General features: G+C 69.4%; 11 protein-coding genes and 1 pseudogene. 3 read left to right on the top strand and 9 right to left on the bottom strand.

Going from position 1 to position 15,784, the window contains the following annotated elements; all coding sequences use genetic code 11:
- Positions 1-199 precede the first annotated feature (199 nt).
- Together AB0J80_RS34790 and AB0J80_RS34785 are read left to right on the top strand one after the other, a co-directional pair.
- On the top strand, positions 200-1,183 hold the full coding sequence (locus tag AB0J80_RS34790; RefSeq protein ID WP_364713629.1) for an IS481 family transposase: 984 nt from the start codon (positions 200-202) through the stop codon (positions 1,181-1,183).
- Positions 1,184-1,230: 47 nt separating this feature from the next.
- Positions 1,231-2,367 (top strand): annotated as a pseudogene (locus AB0J80_RS34785) (S41 family peptidase); the annotation flags it as partial.
- Positions 2,368-2,686: 319 nt separating this feature from the next.
- Here AB0J80_RS34785 and AB0J80_RS34780 read toward each other — a convergent pair.
- The 8 genes from AB0J80_RS34780 to AB0J80_RS34745 form a co-directional block, all read right to left on the bottom strand.
- On the bottom strand, positions 2,687-3,838 hold the full coding sequence (locus tag AB0J80_RS34780; RefSeq protein WP_364713626.1) for a Gfo/Idh/MocA family oxidoreductase: 1,152 nt from the start codon (positions 3,836-3,838) through the stop codon (positions 2,687-2,689).
- Positions 3,839-3,898: 60 nt separating this feature from the next.
- The gene (locus AB0J80_RS34775; RefSeq protein WP_364713625.1) at positions 3,899-5,899 is read right to left on the bottom strand and encodes a glycosyl hydrolase family 28-related protein; all 2,001 of its coding nucleotides are present in this window, start codon (positions 5,897-5,899) and stop codon (positions 3,899-3,901) included.
- Between the two features lie 73 nt (positions 5,900-5,972).
- Positions 5,973-6,956 (bottom strand): zinc-binding alcohol dehydrogenase family protein, encoded by a 984-nt coding sequence (locus tag AB0J80_RS34770; RefSeq protein ID WP_364713623.1) that lies wholly within the window; start codon positions 6,954-6,956, stop codon positions 5,973-5,975.
- Between the two features lie 18 nt (positions 6,957-6,974).
- On the bottom strand, positions 6,975-8,018 hold the full coding sequence (locus AB0J80_RS34765) for a glycoside hydrolase family 43 protein (RefSeq protein ID WP_364713621.1): 1,044 nt from the start codon (positions 8,016-8,018) through the stop codon (positions 6,975-6,977).
- Positions 8,019-8,174: 156 nt separating this feature from the next.
- Positions 8,175-10,097 (bottom strand): hypothetical protein, encoded by a 1,923-nt coding sequence (locus AB0J80_RS34760; RefSeq protein WP_364713620.1) that lies wholly within the window; start codon positions 10,095-10,097, stop codon positions 8,175-8,177.
- A 62-nt stretch (positions 10,098-10,159) separates the two neighbouring features.
- Complete coding sequence (locus tag AB0J80_RS34755; RefSeq protein ID WP_364713619.1) at positions 10,160-11,284, bottom strand: citrate synthase 2; 1,125 nt, start codon at positions 11,282-11,284, stop codon at positions 10,160-10,162.
- Positions 11,285-11,378: 94 nt separating this feature from the next.
- Complete coding sequence (locus AB0J80_RS34750; protein ID WP_364713617.1) at positions 11,379-11,999, bottom strand: L-threonylcarbamoyladenylate synthase; 621 nt, start codon at positions 11,997-11,999, stop codon at positions 11,379-11,381.
- Between the two features lie 9 nt (positions 12,000-12,008).
- A complete protein-coding gene (locus AB0J80_RS34745) occupies positions 12,009-13,073 on the bottom strand; it encodes a hypothetical protein (RefSeq protein WP_364713615.1) in 1,065 nt (354 codons plus the stop codon).
- Positions 13,074-13,158: 85 nt separating this feature from the next.
- On the opposite strand from AB0J80_RS34745, the gene AB0J80_RS34740 reads away from it, so the two are divergent.
- On the top strand, positions 13,159-13,902 hold the full coding sequence (locus AB0J80_RS34740; RefSeq protein WP_364713614.1) for an alanyl-tRNA editing protein: 744 nt from the start codon (positions 13,159-13,161) through the stop codon (positions 13,900-13,902).
- Positions 13,903-14,212: 310 nt separating this feature from the next.
- Here the strand turns inward: AB0J80_RS34740 and AB0J80_RS34735 are convergent, their stop codons facing one another.
- The gene (locus tag AB0J80_RS34735; RefSeq protein WP_364713628.1) at positions 14,213-15,718 is read right to left on the bottom strand and encodes a hypothetical protein; all 1,506 of its coding nucleotides are present in this window, start codon (positions 15,716-15,718) and stop codon (positions 14,213-14,215) included.
- Positions 15,719-15,784: the final 66 nt, after the last annotated feature.

The following is a 15,784-nucleotide window of genomic DNA, read 5'->3' as shown; positions in this document are numbered from 1 at the left end:
CCTGCATCACTACAATCACCACCGGCCTCACTCAGCGATCGGCGGCTTCCCACCCATCACCAGGTTGACCAACGTCCCTGGACAGCACACCTAGGTGTAGTGCCCATGAGCGTTGTTGACACGGCGTGGTGGCTTGAGATGTGAGAAGACCTCCGGCGAGGTGGAAGTTGCGACGCTTTCACCTAGACCGGAGGTCTCTATGGCCCACCGTAATGCCCGGCTGACTGTGCATGGCAGGCGGCTGCTCATCGAGCGTGTCGTGGGTCAGAGACGACCAGTGGCCCACGTGGTGGAAGAACTCGGGATATCGAGGGCGACCGGCTACAAGTGGGTGGCCCGATGGCGTGCCGAAGGCGACGCTGGTTTGCAGGATCGGCCCAGCACCGCGCACCGGCTGCCCGGCAAGACGCCGGCCGACCTCGAGGCCCGGATCTGCGCTGCGCGGACCACCCTCAAGCGCGGGCCTCGCCGATTGGCCGGGCTGCTGGGCGTGCCCGCCTCGACGATCCACGCGGTGCTGACCCGACACCATCTGCACCGCCTCGCCTGGCTGGACCGGCCCACCGGGCAGCTGATCCGCCGCTACGAACGTGACCGGCCCGGCGAGCTGATCCACGTCGACGTCAAGAAGATCGGCCGGCTGCGAGACGGCGGCGGATGGCGGGCACACGGCCGTGACAGCGACCAAGCCCGCCACAAACGCCGCGAGCAAGCCCAGGGACGCCTGGTCGGCTACGAGTACGTGCATGCCGCCATCGATGACCACACCCGCCTGGCCTACGCCGAAATCCATCCCGACGAGACCAGCGGCACCTGCGCCGGCTTCCTGCGCCGCGCCGCCGCCCACTTCGCCCAGCTCGGGATAGCGCAGATCGAGCGGGTGATGACCGACAACGCCCTGGCATATCGCCGCGGCCGAGCCTGGCAGCAAGCCCTCACCGACCTCGGCGCCCAAGCCCGCTTCACCCGCGCCTACCGGCCCCAGACCAACGGCAAAGCAGAACGGTTCAACCGCACCATGTGCGACGAATGGATCTACTCCCGGCCCTTCACCAGCAGCCAAGACCGCGCCGACGCCCTGCCCCGCTGGCTACATACTTACAACCACCACCGCGGACACACCGCCCTCGCCGGACGAGCACCCATCACCCGCATCAACAACGGTCCTGGAACCTACACCTAGGGGATGTCTCGGTGTTGTGCGGGTTCCTGCGGCCGCATGCTTCGGGCATGAGGTATAGACGAGTAACGCTGTTGTCTGCCGCAACCGTTTCCGCCGCTCTGCTCCTGTCGACAGCCGCCACGGCCGGACCTGTGGCCACCGCCGTGACACCCGTTGACGGGATCTGGCGCAGCGACGGCTACAGCACCGTCCTGTCCATCGAGCAAGGACGCGCGCAGCTCTACGAGACCACCACCATCAGCTGCGCGGCGGGACCGACCGCGACGCAGGACGGCACGGTCGGTGCCGACGGAACGGTCCGGTTCGCGGCCCAGGACGACACGTTCAGCGTCCGGGCCGACCGGCTCCACCGGCGGCTCACCCTGCATGCCGACGGCGCCGTCGGCGATGTCCACTTCGACCGGCTGTCGTCGCTGCCCGCGGCGTGCACCCGGCCGGGGCCCACGGGACCGCTGCCAGCGTTCGACGTCTTCTGGGCGACGTTCGCCGAGAACTACCCGTCCTTCGCCGCGAAGGGGATCGACTGGAAGTCGGTGCGGGCCACGTATCGGCCCCGGGTGCGTGCGGACATGTCTGACGACGAGCTGTTCGATCTCCTGGTGGAGATGATCCGCCCGTTGGGCGACGCGCACACCGGCGTCCAGAGCCCGACCCGCGCGTTCGGCGGCCGGCGCCCGGGGACGGTGGCGCCCAGCGGTGCTCTCAAGGAGCGGACCAGGGCGTTCATCGAACGCCGCGACCTGCACGGCCCGATGCAGACCTTCGCCGACGGCAAAATCGGGTACGCCGACCTCCCGGGCCGGCTCGGGTACCTGCGTGTGACCGCGTTCTCCGGCTACACCGACGGCGGGGGCTTCGCCGGGAACTCCACCGAGCTCGACCGCGCTCTCGACACGATCTTCACACCACAACGCGCGTCCGGGCCTGACGCGCTACGCGGGCTCATTCTGGACGTGCGGGTCAACAGCGGCGGATCCGACGCGCTCGGCCTCCAACTCGCCGCGCGTCTGACCGACCGGCCGTTCTTCGCCTACGCCAAGCGGGCCCGCAACCATCCCACAGACCCGCGCCGCTTCACCAGGCAGCAGCCGGTCTGGGTACGGCCGGCTACGGCGCCGCGATTCACCGGCCGGATCGCATTGCTCACCGGAGGGTCGACGATGAGCGCCGGCGAGACCTTCACGCAGGCGATGATGGCAGCGCAAGCCGATGCCGGTGCGGATCGGGGAGAACACCCAGGGCGTCTTCTCCGACGTGATGATCCGGTCGCTGCCGAAGCAGAACTGGTTGTTCGCCTTGCCGAACGAGGAGTTCCGCACGCTGCGGGGCAGAACGTTCGAAGGCCCCGGCGTCCCACCGCACATCACCACACCCGTCTTCACCGACGAGGAGTTCGCAGCGGACCGAGATTCTGCGTTCGACCGGGCGGTTGCCGTACTGAGTACAAGCTGAACGCCCCGGGCGCGCCGACCGGGGCGGCGCGCCCGCCCGATCAGGAGCGTCTTAGAGCATCACCCACGAGTTGGACTCGACCGAGGCGGACATCGCGTCGAGGGCTTCCGCGCTGCGGACGGCGTCGTCCAGGGTCGCTCCGTGCGGGCGGCCCTCGGCGATGGACCGCAGGAAGTGCCAGGCCTCGATCACCTTGAGGTCGTCGTAGCCCATGGCGATGCCCGCGCCCGGCTGGAAGGCCGCGTACTCGCCGTTGCCGGGTCCAGCGTGGACCGTGAACGTCGGCTGGTCCTGGTAGTCACCGCCGGTGCTGACGGTCAGCTCCCCCATCCGGCGGAAGTCCCAGGCCACCGATCCGCTCGTACCGTGCACCTCGAAGCCGTAGTTGTTCTGGTCGCCGACAGCGACCCGGCTGGCCTCCAGCACCGCGCGTGCCCCCGACGCCAGTCGCAGCTGCGCCGAGACGTAGTCCTCGTTCTCGACCGGCCCGAGCTCGCCGCCGGTGGCCCGGGTGTGCCCGGCGGTCGCCCCGGCCGGCCGGGGCCGCTGCGGCACGAAGACGGCCGTGTCGGCGACCAGCGCCTCGATATCGCCGAGCAGGTGCCGCACCAGGTCCACGCCGTGCGCCGCGAGGTCGCCGAGCACCCCGCTGCCGCCGCGGGCCCGCTCGAACCGCCAGGTCAGGGCGCCGTCCGGGTGTGCGGCGTAGTCGCTGAACAGCCGGAACCGGGCGTGGGTGACCGTGCCGATGCCGCCGGACGCGATCAGCTCCCGGGCGGTGGCGACCGCGGGGGCGTTGCGGTAGTTGAACCCGACGGTGCCCTGCACGCCGGAGCCGCGGACCGCGTCGCCGACGGCCCGGGCGTCCGCCGAGGTGAGACCGACCGGCTTCTCGATCCAGATGTGCTTGCCGGCGCGGGCCAGCTCCACGCCCATCTCCCGGTGCAGGAAGTTGGGCGCGCCGATGCTGACCGCCTCCACGGCGGGGTCGGTCAGCAGGTCGCGCCAGCTCCGGGTCGGGCTCGCGAAGCCGTACCTTTCGGCGGCCTCCTCGGCCCGTCCCGGGACCTCGTCGGCGACGGCGACCAGCTGCGGGCGTACCGGAAGATCCGGGAAGTGATGCAGCACCCGCAGGTAGGCCTGGGTGTGGACCCGGCCCATCCACCCGAATCCGGCGACCGCGACGCCGAGCGATGTCCTCATGGCCGGAGCGTAGAAGCGGCGGAGGCGGACGGCCAAGGCCGCCCGCCCCTCAAAAAGACCTCACCAGGTGGTGGGTGGCGGCGGCGGGACCACCGGCGGGCGGTCGTCGCACGAGATCACATTCGGCAGGTACGGCGCCAGCCATCCCCCTTCGTTTCCGCCCAGATCCGTCAGGGCGAACTCCGAGCCGGCCGGGGTGAAGTGGAAGGAACCGCAGTTGTTGACACCGACGGCGCCCACGTGACGCGCGTCGACGTTCTCGAACGAGGCCGATCCCGCCGTGCGCGCGCTGACCACGGAGGTGCCCGTGCCGTCGACCCGGACGTCCTTGAAGGACACCCCCCGAACCGAGTAGAGATCCTTCACGCCCCAGTCGCTGACCAGCATGATCGCGTTGTACGTGCTGTCCAGGTAGTGATCGCCGGTTACCCGGATGTCCGCGTCGATCGACTTGTCCAGGGCGTAGAACCAGATGGCACCGAGGCCGATCCGCCAGTTCAGCTCGAACGTTCCCGCCCGTACCACGGTGTTGTCCTTGATCGTGAGACGGCCGGCGAACGGCTCGGCGCCGAACCGCGAGCCGACGTGGATGCCGCTGCCCTCCCGGATCGGATCCGCGATGAGGTTCCCCGACACGATGTTGTCCGTGCCGCCGTAGATCGCGATGCCGTTCGCCAGGGTGGGCGTCTGCACGGTGTTGTGGTCGAACATGTTCCGAACGTCGGCCGTCTTCTCCGACCACATGGCCAGACCGTCGTCGCCGGTGTTCCGAACGGTGTTCTGCCGCACCACCGAGTCGGTGACGCCGGTGTGGAAGTTGAGCCCGTCGGCGATCTGATCCACGATGACGTTGGCCTCGACACGCAGGTTGCGCATCGGGCCGTCGAACCACAGCCCGACCTTGGTGTGCCGGATGTGCAGCCGCTCCACCGAGGAGTCGCTGAGCGCCCCGCCGACGCCGTTGACCTGATCGGTGTCGATGCGCTCGCGGACGTCACCCTCGATCGCGAAGTCACGCAGGTGCACGTTGCGGCTCCCGCCCTCGGCCGCGCCCTTGCCGTAGAAGCCGACGCCGGTGTGCACCGAGCCGTCCGGTGCCGGTTGGTCGAGCGTGACCTGCCGGCCCTTGAAGATCGTGTACCAGTTCCCGGCGCCCTCGATGGTGACGTCGTCCACGGCGATGTGCCGGTCGACGCGGTAGGTGCCCGGCGGCACGTAGACCTTGAGCTTCGCCTTGCGAGCGAACGCGATCGCCCGGTCCAGGGCCGCGGCGGAGTCGCGGCGCCCGCTCGGGTCCGCGCCGAAGAGCAGCACGTTGGCCGCGACCGGGACGACCTTCGGGGGCGCGACCAGCTCGGAGTCGAGCAGGTCGATCACGGTCCAGGCGGCACCGGCCGAGGCGGTCAGCCGCACGGTGTCGCCGGCCCGGTAGGTGCGGCCCAGCAGCATGCGCTGCTCGTCGTAGAAGTGCATGGGCCGGAACGGCTTGCTGATCGCGGGAGCGGGCGTCGTCGCAGCGGGTACGCAGGCACACTCGGTGATCCACCAGTCCGGGTGCAGCAGGTCCGCACCGGGGTCGTTGGTGAACGGGTACTGGTTGTAGAGGTACGCGTACTCGGAGGTCAGCGTCATCGTCCCGCGCGCCGCGCCGTTCACGGTGACGCCCAGCGGCGCGGTGATCCCGCCACCGCCCGGCGCGTCCGGGATGGCGTAACGAACGGTGATCGCGTTCGCCGTTCGCGGCAGGGTGAACTCGACGTACTGACCGGGGGCGAGACGAACAGCGTTCCGGCCGGATGCCTCGGCGGACAGTGTGTAGGCACTGCGGTCGGGGCCGAGCAGCTCGCCGGTGAAGCGTGCGGTCTCCGCCTCCTGCTCGAGGAAGCCGACCGTGGCGCCACGGCCTGCTACCAGGGCGGGGTCGAGGGCGGCACGGGTCACAGGAGCGCCGCCGGTGCGGACGTCAGAAATGGCATTGGCCGGCCCGCCTGAGATCAGGGCCGGCCCGAGGCCGATGAGCGACGCGGCGGCCACCACGCCGAGCCTGGTAAGCGACGACATGAGCAGACCCTAGGTGGCTGTAGCGAACCCCACAATACACCGTCGCCTATTTTCGTGTTCTCGTTCGCTTCTTTCAGGGCAGCACCACGAGCTTCCCGGCCGCACGGTTCGCCTCCATGTCCGCGTGCGCCTGGGCGATCTGGTCCAGCCGGTACGTGCGGTCCAGCGGCACGACCGCCTCCCCCGCCGCGACAGCGTCGAGAAACTCCTGCAGAACGGCCTGCGGCAGGTCGTCCGCATCGCCGCCGTACGCCGTCAGCCGCACCCCGCGCGGCAGATACCCGATGGGATAGAAGTCCTTCACGATCCACTCGTTCGACAGGATGCCGGAGAAGCAGACGACGCCGTGCTTGCGCACCGCCCGCAGTGTGTCCGGCAGAGTCGGCACGCCGACCAGCTCCAGCGCGTTGTCCACGCCGCCCGGAACGAGCTCGCGCACCTGCTCCGCGACCGAGCCGTCGTCGATGAGCACGTGGTCCACGCCGACACCCTTGAGCGCCGCGGCCTTGGACTCGGTGCGGGTGGTCGACAGCACGGTGATCCCCAGACGCTTCGCCAGCACGGCGGCGGTCATCCCCACCGACGACGTACCGCCGCGGATCAGCAGCGTCTGTCCCGTGCGGACATCGAGCCCTTCGGTCAGCGACCCGTACGCGGTCTGCAGGGTCTCGGGCACGGCCCCGAGGACGGCCCAGTCGAGGCTGCTGCGGAACGGGATCACCTGGGTCGCGGGCACGCAGGTGTACTGCGCGTACCCGCCGTCGAAGGTGCGGCCCATCCCGCCCATCATCGCCATGACCTGCTGCCCGGGCGGGAACTCGCCGCCCGGCGCGGCGACCACGACACCGGTCGCCTCGATCCCCGGCACCCGCGGGAACGAGACCCCCTCGGCGAGCCCGAGCCGGGTGTGCAGCTCGGAGCGGTTGAGCCCGAACGCCTTGACCCGGATCAGCACCTGACCCGGGGCGGGCACGGGAATGGGCAGCCGGCGCAGGTGCAGAGCCTCGGGCGGACCGGGCGCCTCCAGCACGATGGCTTCCATAGAATTAGTTTCCATGGAATCAATATAGCGCGCTCACTCGAAGAACTTGAGCCCGAACCCTGTGTCGGTGGTCGCACCGGGCACATTCGCGCGGCGATAGGTGGTGGCGCCCCACCAGGCGAACGTCCCGGTGTACCAGTACCTGTTCTCCCACGAGTACGGCGTTCCCTTCGGTACGGCGTGATACATCAGCGGGAAGCGCGGACCGGCCGGCGGGCTCGTGGCGATGTCGCCGTTGAGCAGCACGAACGTGTGGTGGCCGGGACCGTTCGCGTACAGCGTGGGATCCCAGCCGGCCATCATCGTCGCCCGGTTCGAGCCGAACAGGCAGCCGTTCGACTTGTACCAGTCCCATACGTACGTGGGGTCTCCGCCGGCCCGCAGCCTCAGGTCACCGAGGCAGTACTGGTCACTCCAGCTTCCGTTGGCGGAGTACACGACGTGCAGGCGGCCGTCGGGATCCCTGATCGCCTCCGGGCCCTCGTTGATGAAGGGGTTGCCGACGACGCGCTCCCAGCTCTCCCGCGGCTGGGAGATCACGTACCGGGCGCCGGTGGTCGCGGTGGGGCTGCTCATGCGCGCGAGATAGAGGTTCTGTTCGACGTTCGTGTCACCGGCCCAGCCGGACCAGACGAAGAACCGCTGGCCGTTGAAGACGAACATCGTGCCGTCGACCGCCCACTTGTCGTCCGGCAACGCCATACGCGTCTCGCCGGTGTAGCCGCCGTCGGGGCTCGCCGAGCTGATCACGTACATGCGATGAGCCGAGCCGCGACCGGCCGAGAAGTAGATGTAGTAGCGACCACCGTCGAGGTGCATTTCCGGCGCCCAGACCTCGCCGAGGTTGCGGGTGTCGGACCACACCTGCCGGGCCGGGGCGGCCGCCAGCGCGTCGGGCGATGCCGCCTGCCGCACGTGGATGCCGTTGTTCATCGACTGCACCGAGAAGTACGTCCCACCGACCCTGATCACGCTGGGATCGGCGGCCCGCAGGGAGGTCTGGGAGGCGTCGGCGGGTCCCGCCCCTGCGATCAGCGCAGCGAGGACGAGAACGGTCAGGGAGGCGATGCTTCTCATGGCCACGATCCAGGGGTTCGTCGTGAGAGCGCTCCCTGAGCATCCGACACAGTTTTACAACTGTCAATATTTTGTTAACGAGTCTCCCGTGGCGGCAGCCGTACGACGAAACGGCCGGGCAGCCCCGGAGGGCTCCCGGCCGTTCGCCGGCTCAGGTCACGGCTGGCTGCGCGGGCTGTCCGGGGCCAGGGTGTCGATGAACTCGTGCGGGCTGTGCACCTCGGTGGTGCGACGGGCGGCGGTAGCTTCGGCGGCCATCGCCCTCGCCGCGGCCGCCGGGTCCACGCCGACCTTGCGCGCCGCCGCGACGACCCGGTTGTAGGCACCCTCGGCGAACGCATACGCGGCCCGGTAGTCATGCCGCGCGAACGCTGCGCCGGCCAGTCCGAGCAGCACGTCGGCGGCCCGCAGGTCGGCGCGACCGCGGCCGGCCCGCGGCGAGGCGAGCACGTCCGCCGCGAGCCGGTTCGCGGCCTCGTAGTACGCGGCGGTCAGGAACCGGTCGCTGTTGTCCCGGTCGAACTGGCTGAAGTCCCAGTTCAGGTCGATGTAGCTCATCATCGAGTTGTTCTCGTCGCCGGACCAGGCGAAGAACGTGTCCCCGGACGGGCCGTAGTCCACGCCCGTCTCACTGTCGTAGCCGTCGTGCGGGTGGCTCATGCCCAGGTGATGGCCGACCTCGTGGATCTGGGTGGTGGTCAGGCCGTACCCGCGCTCGACGATCTCAGGCGAGACGAAGCAGAAGACACCGGTCTGGGTGCCGTCGACGTAGTTGTCGTCGGCGAAGCCGAGCGCGGGCGCACCGACCCCGGGTCCCACCGCGTAGTTGAACACCGGAAGCTCGTAGTCGACCCGTCCGGCGTCGTCCTTGGTGCGTGCCAGGTTCTCCCAGTTGTAGAGGTAGAGGTTCGCGAAGGCCGGGTAGCCCGAATCCGGGTAGCAGCTCGTGTCGGTGAGCACACCGACGTAGCACTCCTCGGCCCTGGCATCGTACGGAAGATCCTGGTTGTCGAAATCGAGCCGGTTGCGCCAGCGCAGCTCCGACAGCTCCTGCACCACCAGCCGGGGTTTGATGTACGCCGCGGAGGCGTCGACCCCCGGCCAACCCTCGTACGTGTTGCTGTCGATGTTGATCGACTTGGGTGGCTCGGGCGTCGGCAGCTCCACCGGATAGAGCGGCGACGAGGTCATCAGCAGGTTGAGGGCGACGTAACGGGTGATCAGCCCGAGGTCCCCGGCCAGCGCCGCCGGATCACGGTAGCCGCCCGCCCTGTACTCCCACACCGGCGGCATCCGGTAGTCGGGCGCGCCGTCGCCGTCCACGTCCGCGTTGGTGATGTCGTAGTTGCTGGTCCACGACTCCGGGCCGGCCGACAGGTCGTGGAACCACACCCGGCGGGTGCTGCCGAGGCCGCTCTCCTCGTCGTCGGCCGTGGTGCCACCCCAGGCGATGAGCTTGCGGCTGTCACGCGCCGCGCCGAAGTTCATGCCGGTGTCCGGATCCGGCTCGTCCGTCTTGGTGTAGACGTGGAACCGGAAATCGGAGCGCCCGTACCAGTTGATGAAGAAGATCGTGTTGCGCCGGGTGTCCACACCGGCCGGCGGATGGTACGCGAGCCACTTCTCCACGCTGGGCGCGTCGATCGCGTGGTTCTCCGAGATCTCCCGCGCCTTGCCGGCCTGCTCGTTGTACGCCTGCTGGTACTCCGTCAGAGGCGCAGGCTTCGCGAGCCTCCCGAGCTGCCGGAAGAAGGTGTCCTCGTAGGACCTGGAGCTGTAGGAGAGCTTGTAGTCGTAGGTGTACTTGATGCCGAGCTTCTCGGTCTTGCCGTAGACCAGGCGGTAACGGACCACCGGCTCGTACCTCTTCGCCAGCTTGGCGAGGTACCCGCTCTTGGCGACCTGGTTCGGTTCGTACCCGAGGAAGACCACGTTGACCGGCACCTTCTCGGTCAACGTGGGCTGGCCGCCCGGGTGCAGGAAGGCGTAGGAGGATCGGGGGGCGGCGCCCGCGGCACCCGCGGAGGCGACCACCATCGTCGTCATCATCGCTACGACGAGCGCGGCTCTGCGTCTCATGGTGGTCACGCTGCCACTCTGAGTACCGCCCCCACATCATCCATGCAGATAGATCGATACCGTCAGACGTAGGTCCGGACGGCGTTGCGCTTCAGCGCGTCCTCCCACCCGGCAAGCTCCGAAGGCTCCCGGTCCGCGACACCGACGTAGTCGGCCGACGGCCGGATGATCTTCCCGAGGCGCTTCTGCTCCAGGATGTGACTCGCCCAGCCCGCCGTCCGCGCACAGGTGAACATCGACGTGAACATCGGCGCCGGCACCTCGGCGAAGTCCAGGATGACCGCCGCCCAGAACTCGACGTTGGTCTCGAGCACCCGGTCGGGCTTGCGCTCCCGCAGCTCGGCGAGCGCCGCATCCTCCAGCGCCTTCGCCACCTCGTAGCGCGGCGCACCCAGCTCCTTGGCTGTGGCGCGCAGCAGCCGGGCACGCGGATCCTCCGCCCGGTAGATGGCGTGGCCGAAACCCATGAGCCGCTGACCGCTGTCGAGCACCTGCTTCACATACCCGCGGGCGTCACCGGACCGCTCGACCGCCTCCACCATGTGCAGCGCCCGCGACGGCGCGCCACCGTGCAGCGGGCCCGACATCGCACCGACCGCTGCAGACATGGCCGCCGGCACGTCGGCGCCGGTGCTGGCAACGACCCGGGCGGTGAACGTGGACGCGTTCATGCCATGCTCGGCGGCGGAGATCCAGTACCGGTCGATAGCGCTGACATGCCGCGGGTCCGGCTCGCCCCGCCACCGGATCATGAACCGCTCGACGATGCTGGACGCCTCATCGACCCGCCGCTCGGGCACCGCAGGCAGCTCCGTACCGCGGGCACCCTGGGCGACCAGGGAGAGCAGCGTGGCCGACGTCCGGGCCAGATCGACGCGCGCCTGCGCGTCGTCGATGTCGATCAGCGGCCGGGCGTTCCACGCCGGCGCCGCGGTCGCGATGGCCGCCTGCGCGTCGGCGCGGATGTCCCCCGAGCGAAGAGCCAACGGGTACGGCTCCTCGGGCCGCAACGGGGAGCCGAAGTCCCCGTCGACGAGCAGACCCCACACGTCGGCGAAGGACACCTTGCCGACGAGCTTCTCGATGTCGATGCCGCGATAGCGCAGGGACCCGCCGTCGCGGTCGGGCTCCGCGATCTCGGTGTCGAAGGCGACTACGCCGGCGAGGCCAGGGGGAACGGTCAGCATGGTGACTCCCGGTGAACGCATCGGTGGGCCTCGAATCTTACGGCTGGTCAGGCCGCCCGAGCGTGGGGAAAATGTCACACCCTGTGAGCCGGTCTCAGGCGAATCGTGCGGGGTCGCCGGCCCCGACCCGCAGGATCTCCGGCGTACCGTCGGAGAGGTCGATGACGGTCGTCGGCACCGTGCCGCACTCCCCCGAGTCGATCACCGCGTCCACCACGTGATCGAGCCGCTCCTTGATCTCCCAGCCCTGCGTGAGCGGCTCCTCCTCGTCGGGTAGCAGCAGCGTGCTCGACAGCAGCGGCTCACCGAGCTCCGCCAGGATCGCCTGGGTCACCGTGTTCTCGGGGATACGCACCCCGACGGTCTTTTTCTTGGGATGCAACAACCGGCGCGGCACCTCCCGCGTCGCCGGCAGGATGAAGGTGTAGCTGCCCGGGGTCGCCGCTTTGACCGTACGGAAGACAGCGTTGTTGATCTGCACGAACTGCCCGAGCTGGGCGAAGTCCCGGCACACCAGCGTGAAATGGTGGCCGCTGCCCAGGTGCCGGATGTCGCGGATCCGGTCGATGCCCGACGCGTTGCCGATGCGGCAGCCGAGCGCGTAGCAGGAGTCCGTCGGGTACGCGATCAGCCCGTCGTCGCGCAGAATCCCGCCGATCTGCGCGATGGCCCGGGGCTGCGGGTTGTCCGGGTGCACGTCGAAGTACTTGGCCACCCGCAAAGCCTAGATCTTCGCGAAGTCGCGTACCTCGTCCTTCCGGCCGTCAGCCAGGAGACTGACCCCGAGCCCGGCCGCGACGGCACACACGACGACCAGAGCGACACCGACCGAGCCACCCGCGATCCGCTCACCCAGCAACACCAGCCCGATCGCCGCCGCCACCACCGGATTGGCCAAGGTGCTGACCGCAAGCGGCGCGGCGAACCCATCGCGATAGGACCGTTGCGTAAAGAACAGCCCGACACAGGACAGCACGACGATCGCGGCCGCCGCGGACACGACCAGGGGACCCGCCTGCCACCCGCCGCCGGCGACATGCACAGCGACCGTCTGGGCGAGCGCGGACGACACCCCGAACGCGACGCCCCCGGCGACCGCCGGCCAGCGCCGTCCCGTGATCGTCAGCACCGCAGCCGCCACAAGCAGCAGACCGACCATCTGGCCCGGTCCAAGAACACCGACGCCACCGGCCGAGCCGACCATCTGTCCCAGGTCCGAAGCACCGACGCCACCGGCCGAACCCACCAACTGCCCAGCGTGCGAAGCACCGGCGCCGCCGGCCGAGTCCACCAATTGGCCCGCGTGCGAAGCACCGGCCCCGCCGGCGGAACCCGCCCACTGGCCCCCGACGCCTCCCGCCGAGTCCACCAGCTGCCCAGCGCTCGAACCACCGACTCCGCCGGCCGAACCCACCAACTTTCCAGCGCTAGCCGCACCGATGTCGCCGCCCGAGCTGACCAGCATCAAGATGCCGCCCAGGCCGCTGACGACCAGTCCGACGCCGTGCCACGCGACCCGGCCGACCGTACGTCGCGCGACGAGCGCCCCGAGCGGCACGGCCAGCACCAGGGTGAGCACCCCCAGGGGCTGAACCAGCGACAAGGGCCCGAACCGCAGCGCGACGACGTGCAGAACGGCGCCGACAGCGTTCAGGCCGACGGCCGCCCACCACTTGGGCGTCCGCAGAAGTTCGGCCACGGGTCGCCGAGCCGTCCGCTCCTGCACAACCGCCGCCGCGGCGTAGGCCAACGCCGAGGCGAAGCACAGGGCAAGCGCGTCCAGCTCCACGGCGATCACCGTACGCGCGGAGCGTCCCGCGCCGCGTCGTCCACATGCGGTAACCAGGTACTACACCTGCAGTACGCTCCCGCTCATGGCGTTCGAGCAGCACGGCCACACGCACCGCCTCGACTGGGTCGACCCGACGATCCGTGAATGGGACTGCACCGTCGTGTGGTCCGACCCGGCCGACCCGGAAGCCGGGATCGTGCTCGACCGGTCCGCTTTCTACCCGGGCGGCGGCGGCCAGCCCCCGGACCACGGCGTCCTCATCTGGGCCGGCGTGCAGACCCGCATCGTCGACACCCGAAAGGGCGACGACCTGTACCTGATCCCGGTTCCCGGCGACCCGGTCCCGCCCGCGGGCACCAGCGTCCGCGGTGCGATCGACGACGAACGGCGGAGCACGCTCATGCGGACGCACTCCGGCCTGCACATCCTTTGCGGCACGGTCTTCCGCGACTTCGGCGCACTCGTCACCGGCGGCAACATGCAGCCGGGCGAGGCTCGCATGGACTTCAACCTCCCCGAGGTGCCACCCGGATTCAAGCAAGCCCTCGAGGACGCGGTGAACGCCGAGATTGCCGCCGACCGCAGAATCGTCGCCCGCATCCTTCCCCGCGAGGAGGCCCTGACGATCCCCGACCTGGTCCGCACCCAGGACGCCCTGCCCCCGCTGGAGAACCCGGAGATCCGCGTCGTGGACATCGTGGGCCTGGACGTCCAGGCCGACGGGGGTACGCACGTGGCTTCGACAGCTCAGGTCGGGCGCGTGCAGGTGGTCAAGGTGGAGAGCAAAGGCAGGCAGAACCGACGGGTGCGGATCAAGCTCGCCTGAAGCCGGCCCTGAGCTCATCCGGCCCTGAAACTCGGTCGTTGTTCCGACCCCCTCACCTGTGTTTCCCACCCCCGGCGTCCGTGTCTCCTTCACGCCGACTTCATTCCTCACCCGCGCGATTCCTCACCCGTGCGCTGGGCTGGCCGTCGAGCCGCCCGAGGGGCGCTGGTGGAGCTGCGCCCAGGCCAAAGCCTGATTGCCCGTCCACTCCTCGACCGTTCGCTGCCCGCTCTGCTCCTTGCTCCTTCTCTCACCTCAGGGCCCTCTCGCTCAGCTCGGCCGCGGTGTCACTGATGCAGTTCCGCTTCCATCACCAGCTCGTCAGCAAGAGGTGATTGACGAGCAGCGCTGTAGTCGCCTGGACGGCGAGCCAGAATCGCCTGCTGTCCGCTGGGAGCAACACGGCGCCGGCGGCGAACCAGACGGCGAAGGGCAACCAGATGCGCTCGGTCTCCGCCTTGCTCAACCCTGAGATGTCAGCCAACAACACCGCCGTGGCTGCCGCGACGGGCAACAGCGATGCGGCGAGAACAAAACGGCGCTCTCGCACACTCGGCGCGTGGTCCCCTGCCGGCGCACTCTGACCGCGCCGTTTCGTCTCAGGCTGTCGTGGCATGGCTCGTCGCCACGCTGGTTCTCGCTTCTTGATCGGCCATTCCACGCCCCGATGCCACGACTCCCGCAGCGAGTGCGCGACCTGCATGACGGCTCGCGGCAGGTTGCGTTCCCCAGACGGTCGGTGCCGTCGTGGCTTCAGCACGCCTTGCAGTGACATGGCCCGTCGGAGAATCACTGCCATTGCGGGGCCGCCACTTGCCACGAGGGCCGCCAGGTTCGCCCATACCCAGTACCAGTAGGGCCGCACGCTGGCCAGTCCTTGGTAGTACCGCTCAACGACCAAGTGGTAGCCGTCAAACCACCAAAACCCGTAGGCCGTGAACACCCCGACGACCACAGCCGCGCTGAAGGAAGCGATGCCCAGGGATCGCCACGCTCGTCGCCGTACCAGCACCACCAGGACGATGGGGGCGAGCAGGACCAACCCGTAGGACAGGTAAAGCCCGAACCCCAGAAGCGCGCCTCCGACCGCGTCCCAATGCGGGCGCTGCCGCGCGAGCAGCATCGTCCCGACAGCGGCGACACCCGCGAACAGCCCGTCCGCCGAAGCTCCGATCCAGACAGCGCCGGGCAGAAGCACGGCGAACGGCACAGCAACTCGCGCAGCGTCCGGGTCGCCGAGCAGACGCACCGTCTCAGGGACAGCGACCGCCGCCAAGGCGCCGACCATGACGCACAAGACGGCGGCCCATGCCCCGCCGCCCAGGCCGATCCGATCCAGCCAGACGAAGGTCAGTAAGGCTCCAGGAGGATGCCCGGCCACATGGGTTGTCCACGAATCCGGTTGCGCGTCGAGGATCCGCCCGGCGAACCCGCGGATCATCGCCGTCACGTCGGTGACTCCAGGCACCTCATGGAGGTATTCGGGCTTGGTGGTGAGCCGGCCGGTCAAACCCCTCTGCCATCCGTCCACCAGTGCGAGCGCGAGCGTCCAGACGACCGCCACGGCATAGCCGGACAGCACCAAGGGGCGCCATGCCAACCGAGCCGCAAGCACCGGGCCCTTCCAAATCACCAATACAGCAACAGTGATGGCGAGGGGCGTGCCCGGCCCCACATGCGGAAGCCACTGCGCAAAGAACGGTGCGGCGCTCGCGTGTACGGGCTTACCAGCCAGATAGAGCAGGCCTCCGACGAGGGAAGCCAACGCGACGAGCAGCAGAGAGGATGCCCCCACGAAGGCGTCTCCGCGGCGCACACTCCAGCCGCTGCCCGTAGTGCCCGGCAACCCGCGTATCGCCTTCCAGCGACGGCCAACGCGCGG

The organism is Actinoplanes sp. NPDC049548 (assembly GCF_040676695.1).
Lineage (GTDB): Bacteria > Actinomycetota > Actinomycetes > Mycobacteriales > Micromonosporaceae > Actinoplanes.
Note: the sequence above shows the minus strand (reverse complement) of the source record. Positions and strands in the feature narration are given on the sequence as shown.

Coding starts and splice junctions, on each gene's coding strand:
- AB0J80_RS34790 (WP_364713629.1), top strand. CDS start 200: ATGGCCCACCGTAATGCCCGGCTGACTGTGCATGGCAGGCGGCTGCTC.
- AB0J80_RS34780 (WP_364713626.1), bottom strand. CDS start 3,838: ATGAGGACATCGCTCGGCGTCGCGGTCGCCGGATTCGGGTGGATGGGC.
- AB0J80_RS34775 (WP_364713625.1), bottom strand. CDS start 5,899: ATGTCGTCGCTTACCAGGCTCGGCGTGGTGGCCGCCGCGTCGCTCATC.
- AB0J80_RS34770 (WP_364713623.1), bottom strand. CDS start 6,956: ATGGAAACTAATTCTATGGAAGCCATCGTGCTGGAGGCGCCCGGTCCG.
- AB0J80_RS34765 (WP_364713621.1), bottom strand. CDS start 8,018: ATGAGAAGCATCGCCTCCCTGACCGTTCTCGTCCTCGCTGCGCTGATC.
- AB0J80_RS34760 (WP_364713620.1), bottom strand. CDS start 10,097: ATGAGACGCAGAGCCGCGCTCGTCGTAGCGATGATGACGACGATGGTG.
- AB0J80_RS34755 (WP_364713619.1), bottom strand. CDS start 11,284: ATGCTGACCGTTCCCCCTGGCCTCGCCGGCGTAGTCGCCTTCGACACC.
- AB0J80_RS34740 (WP_364713614.1), top strand. CDS start 13,159: ATGGCGTTCGAGCAGCACGGCCACACGCACCGCCTCGACTGGGTCGAC.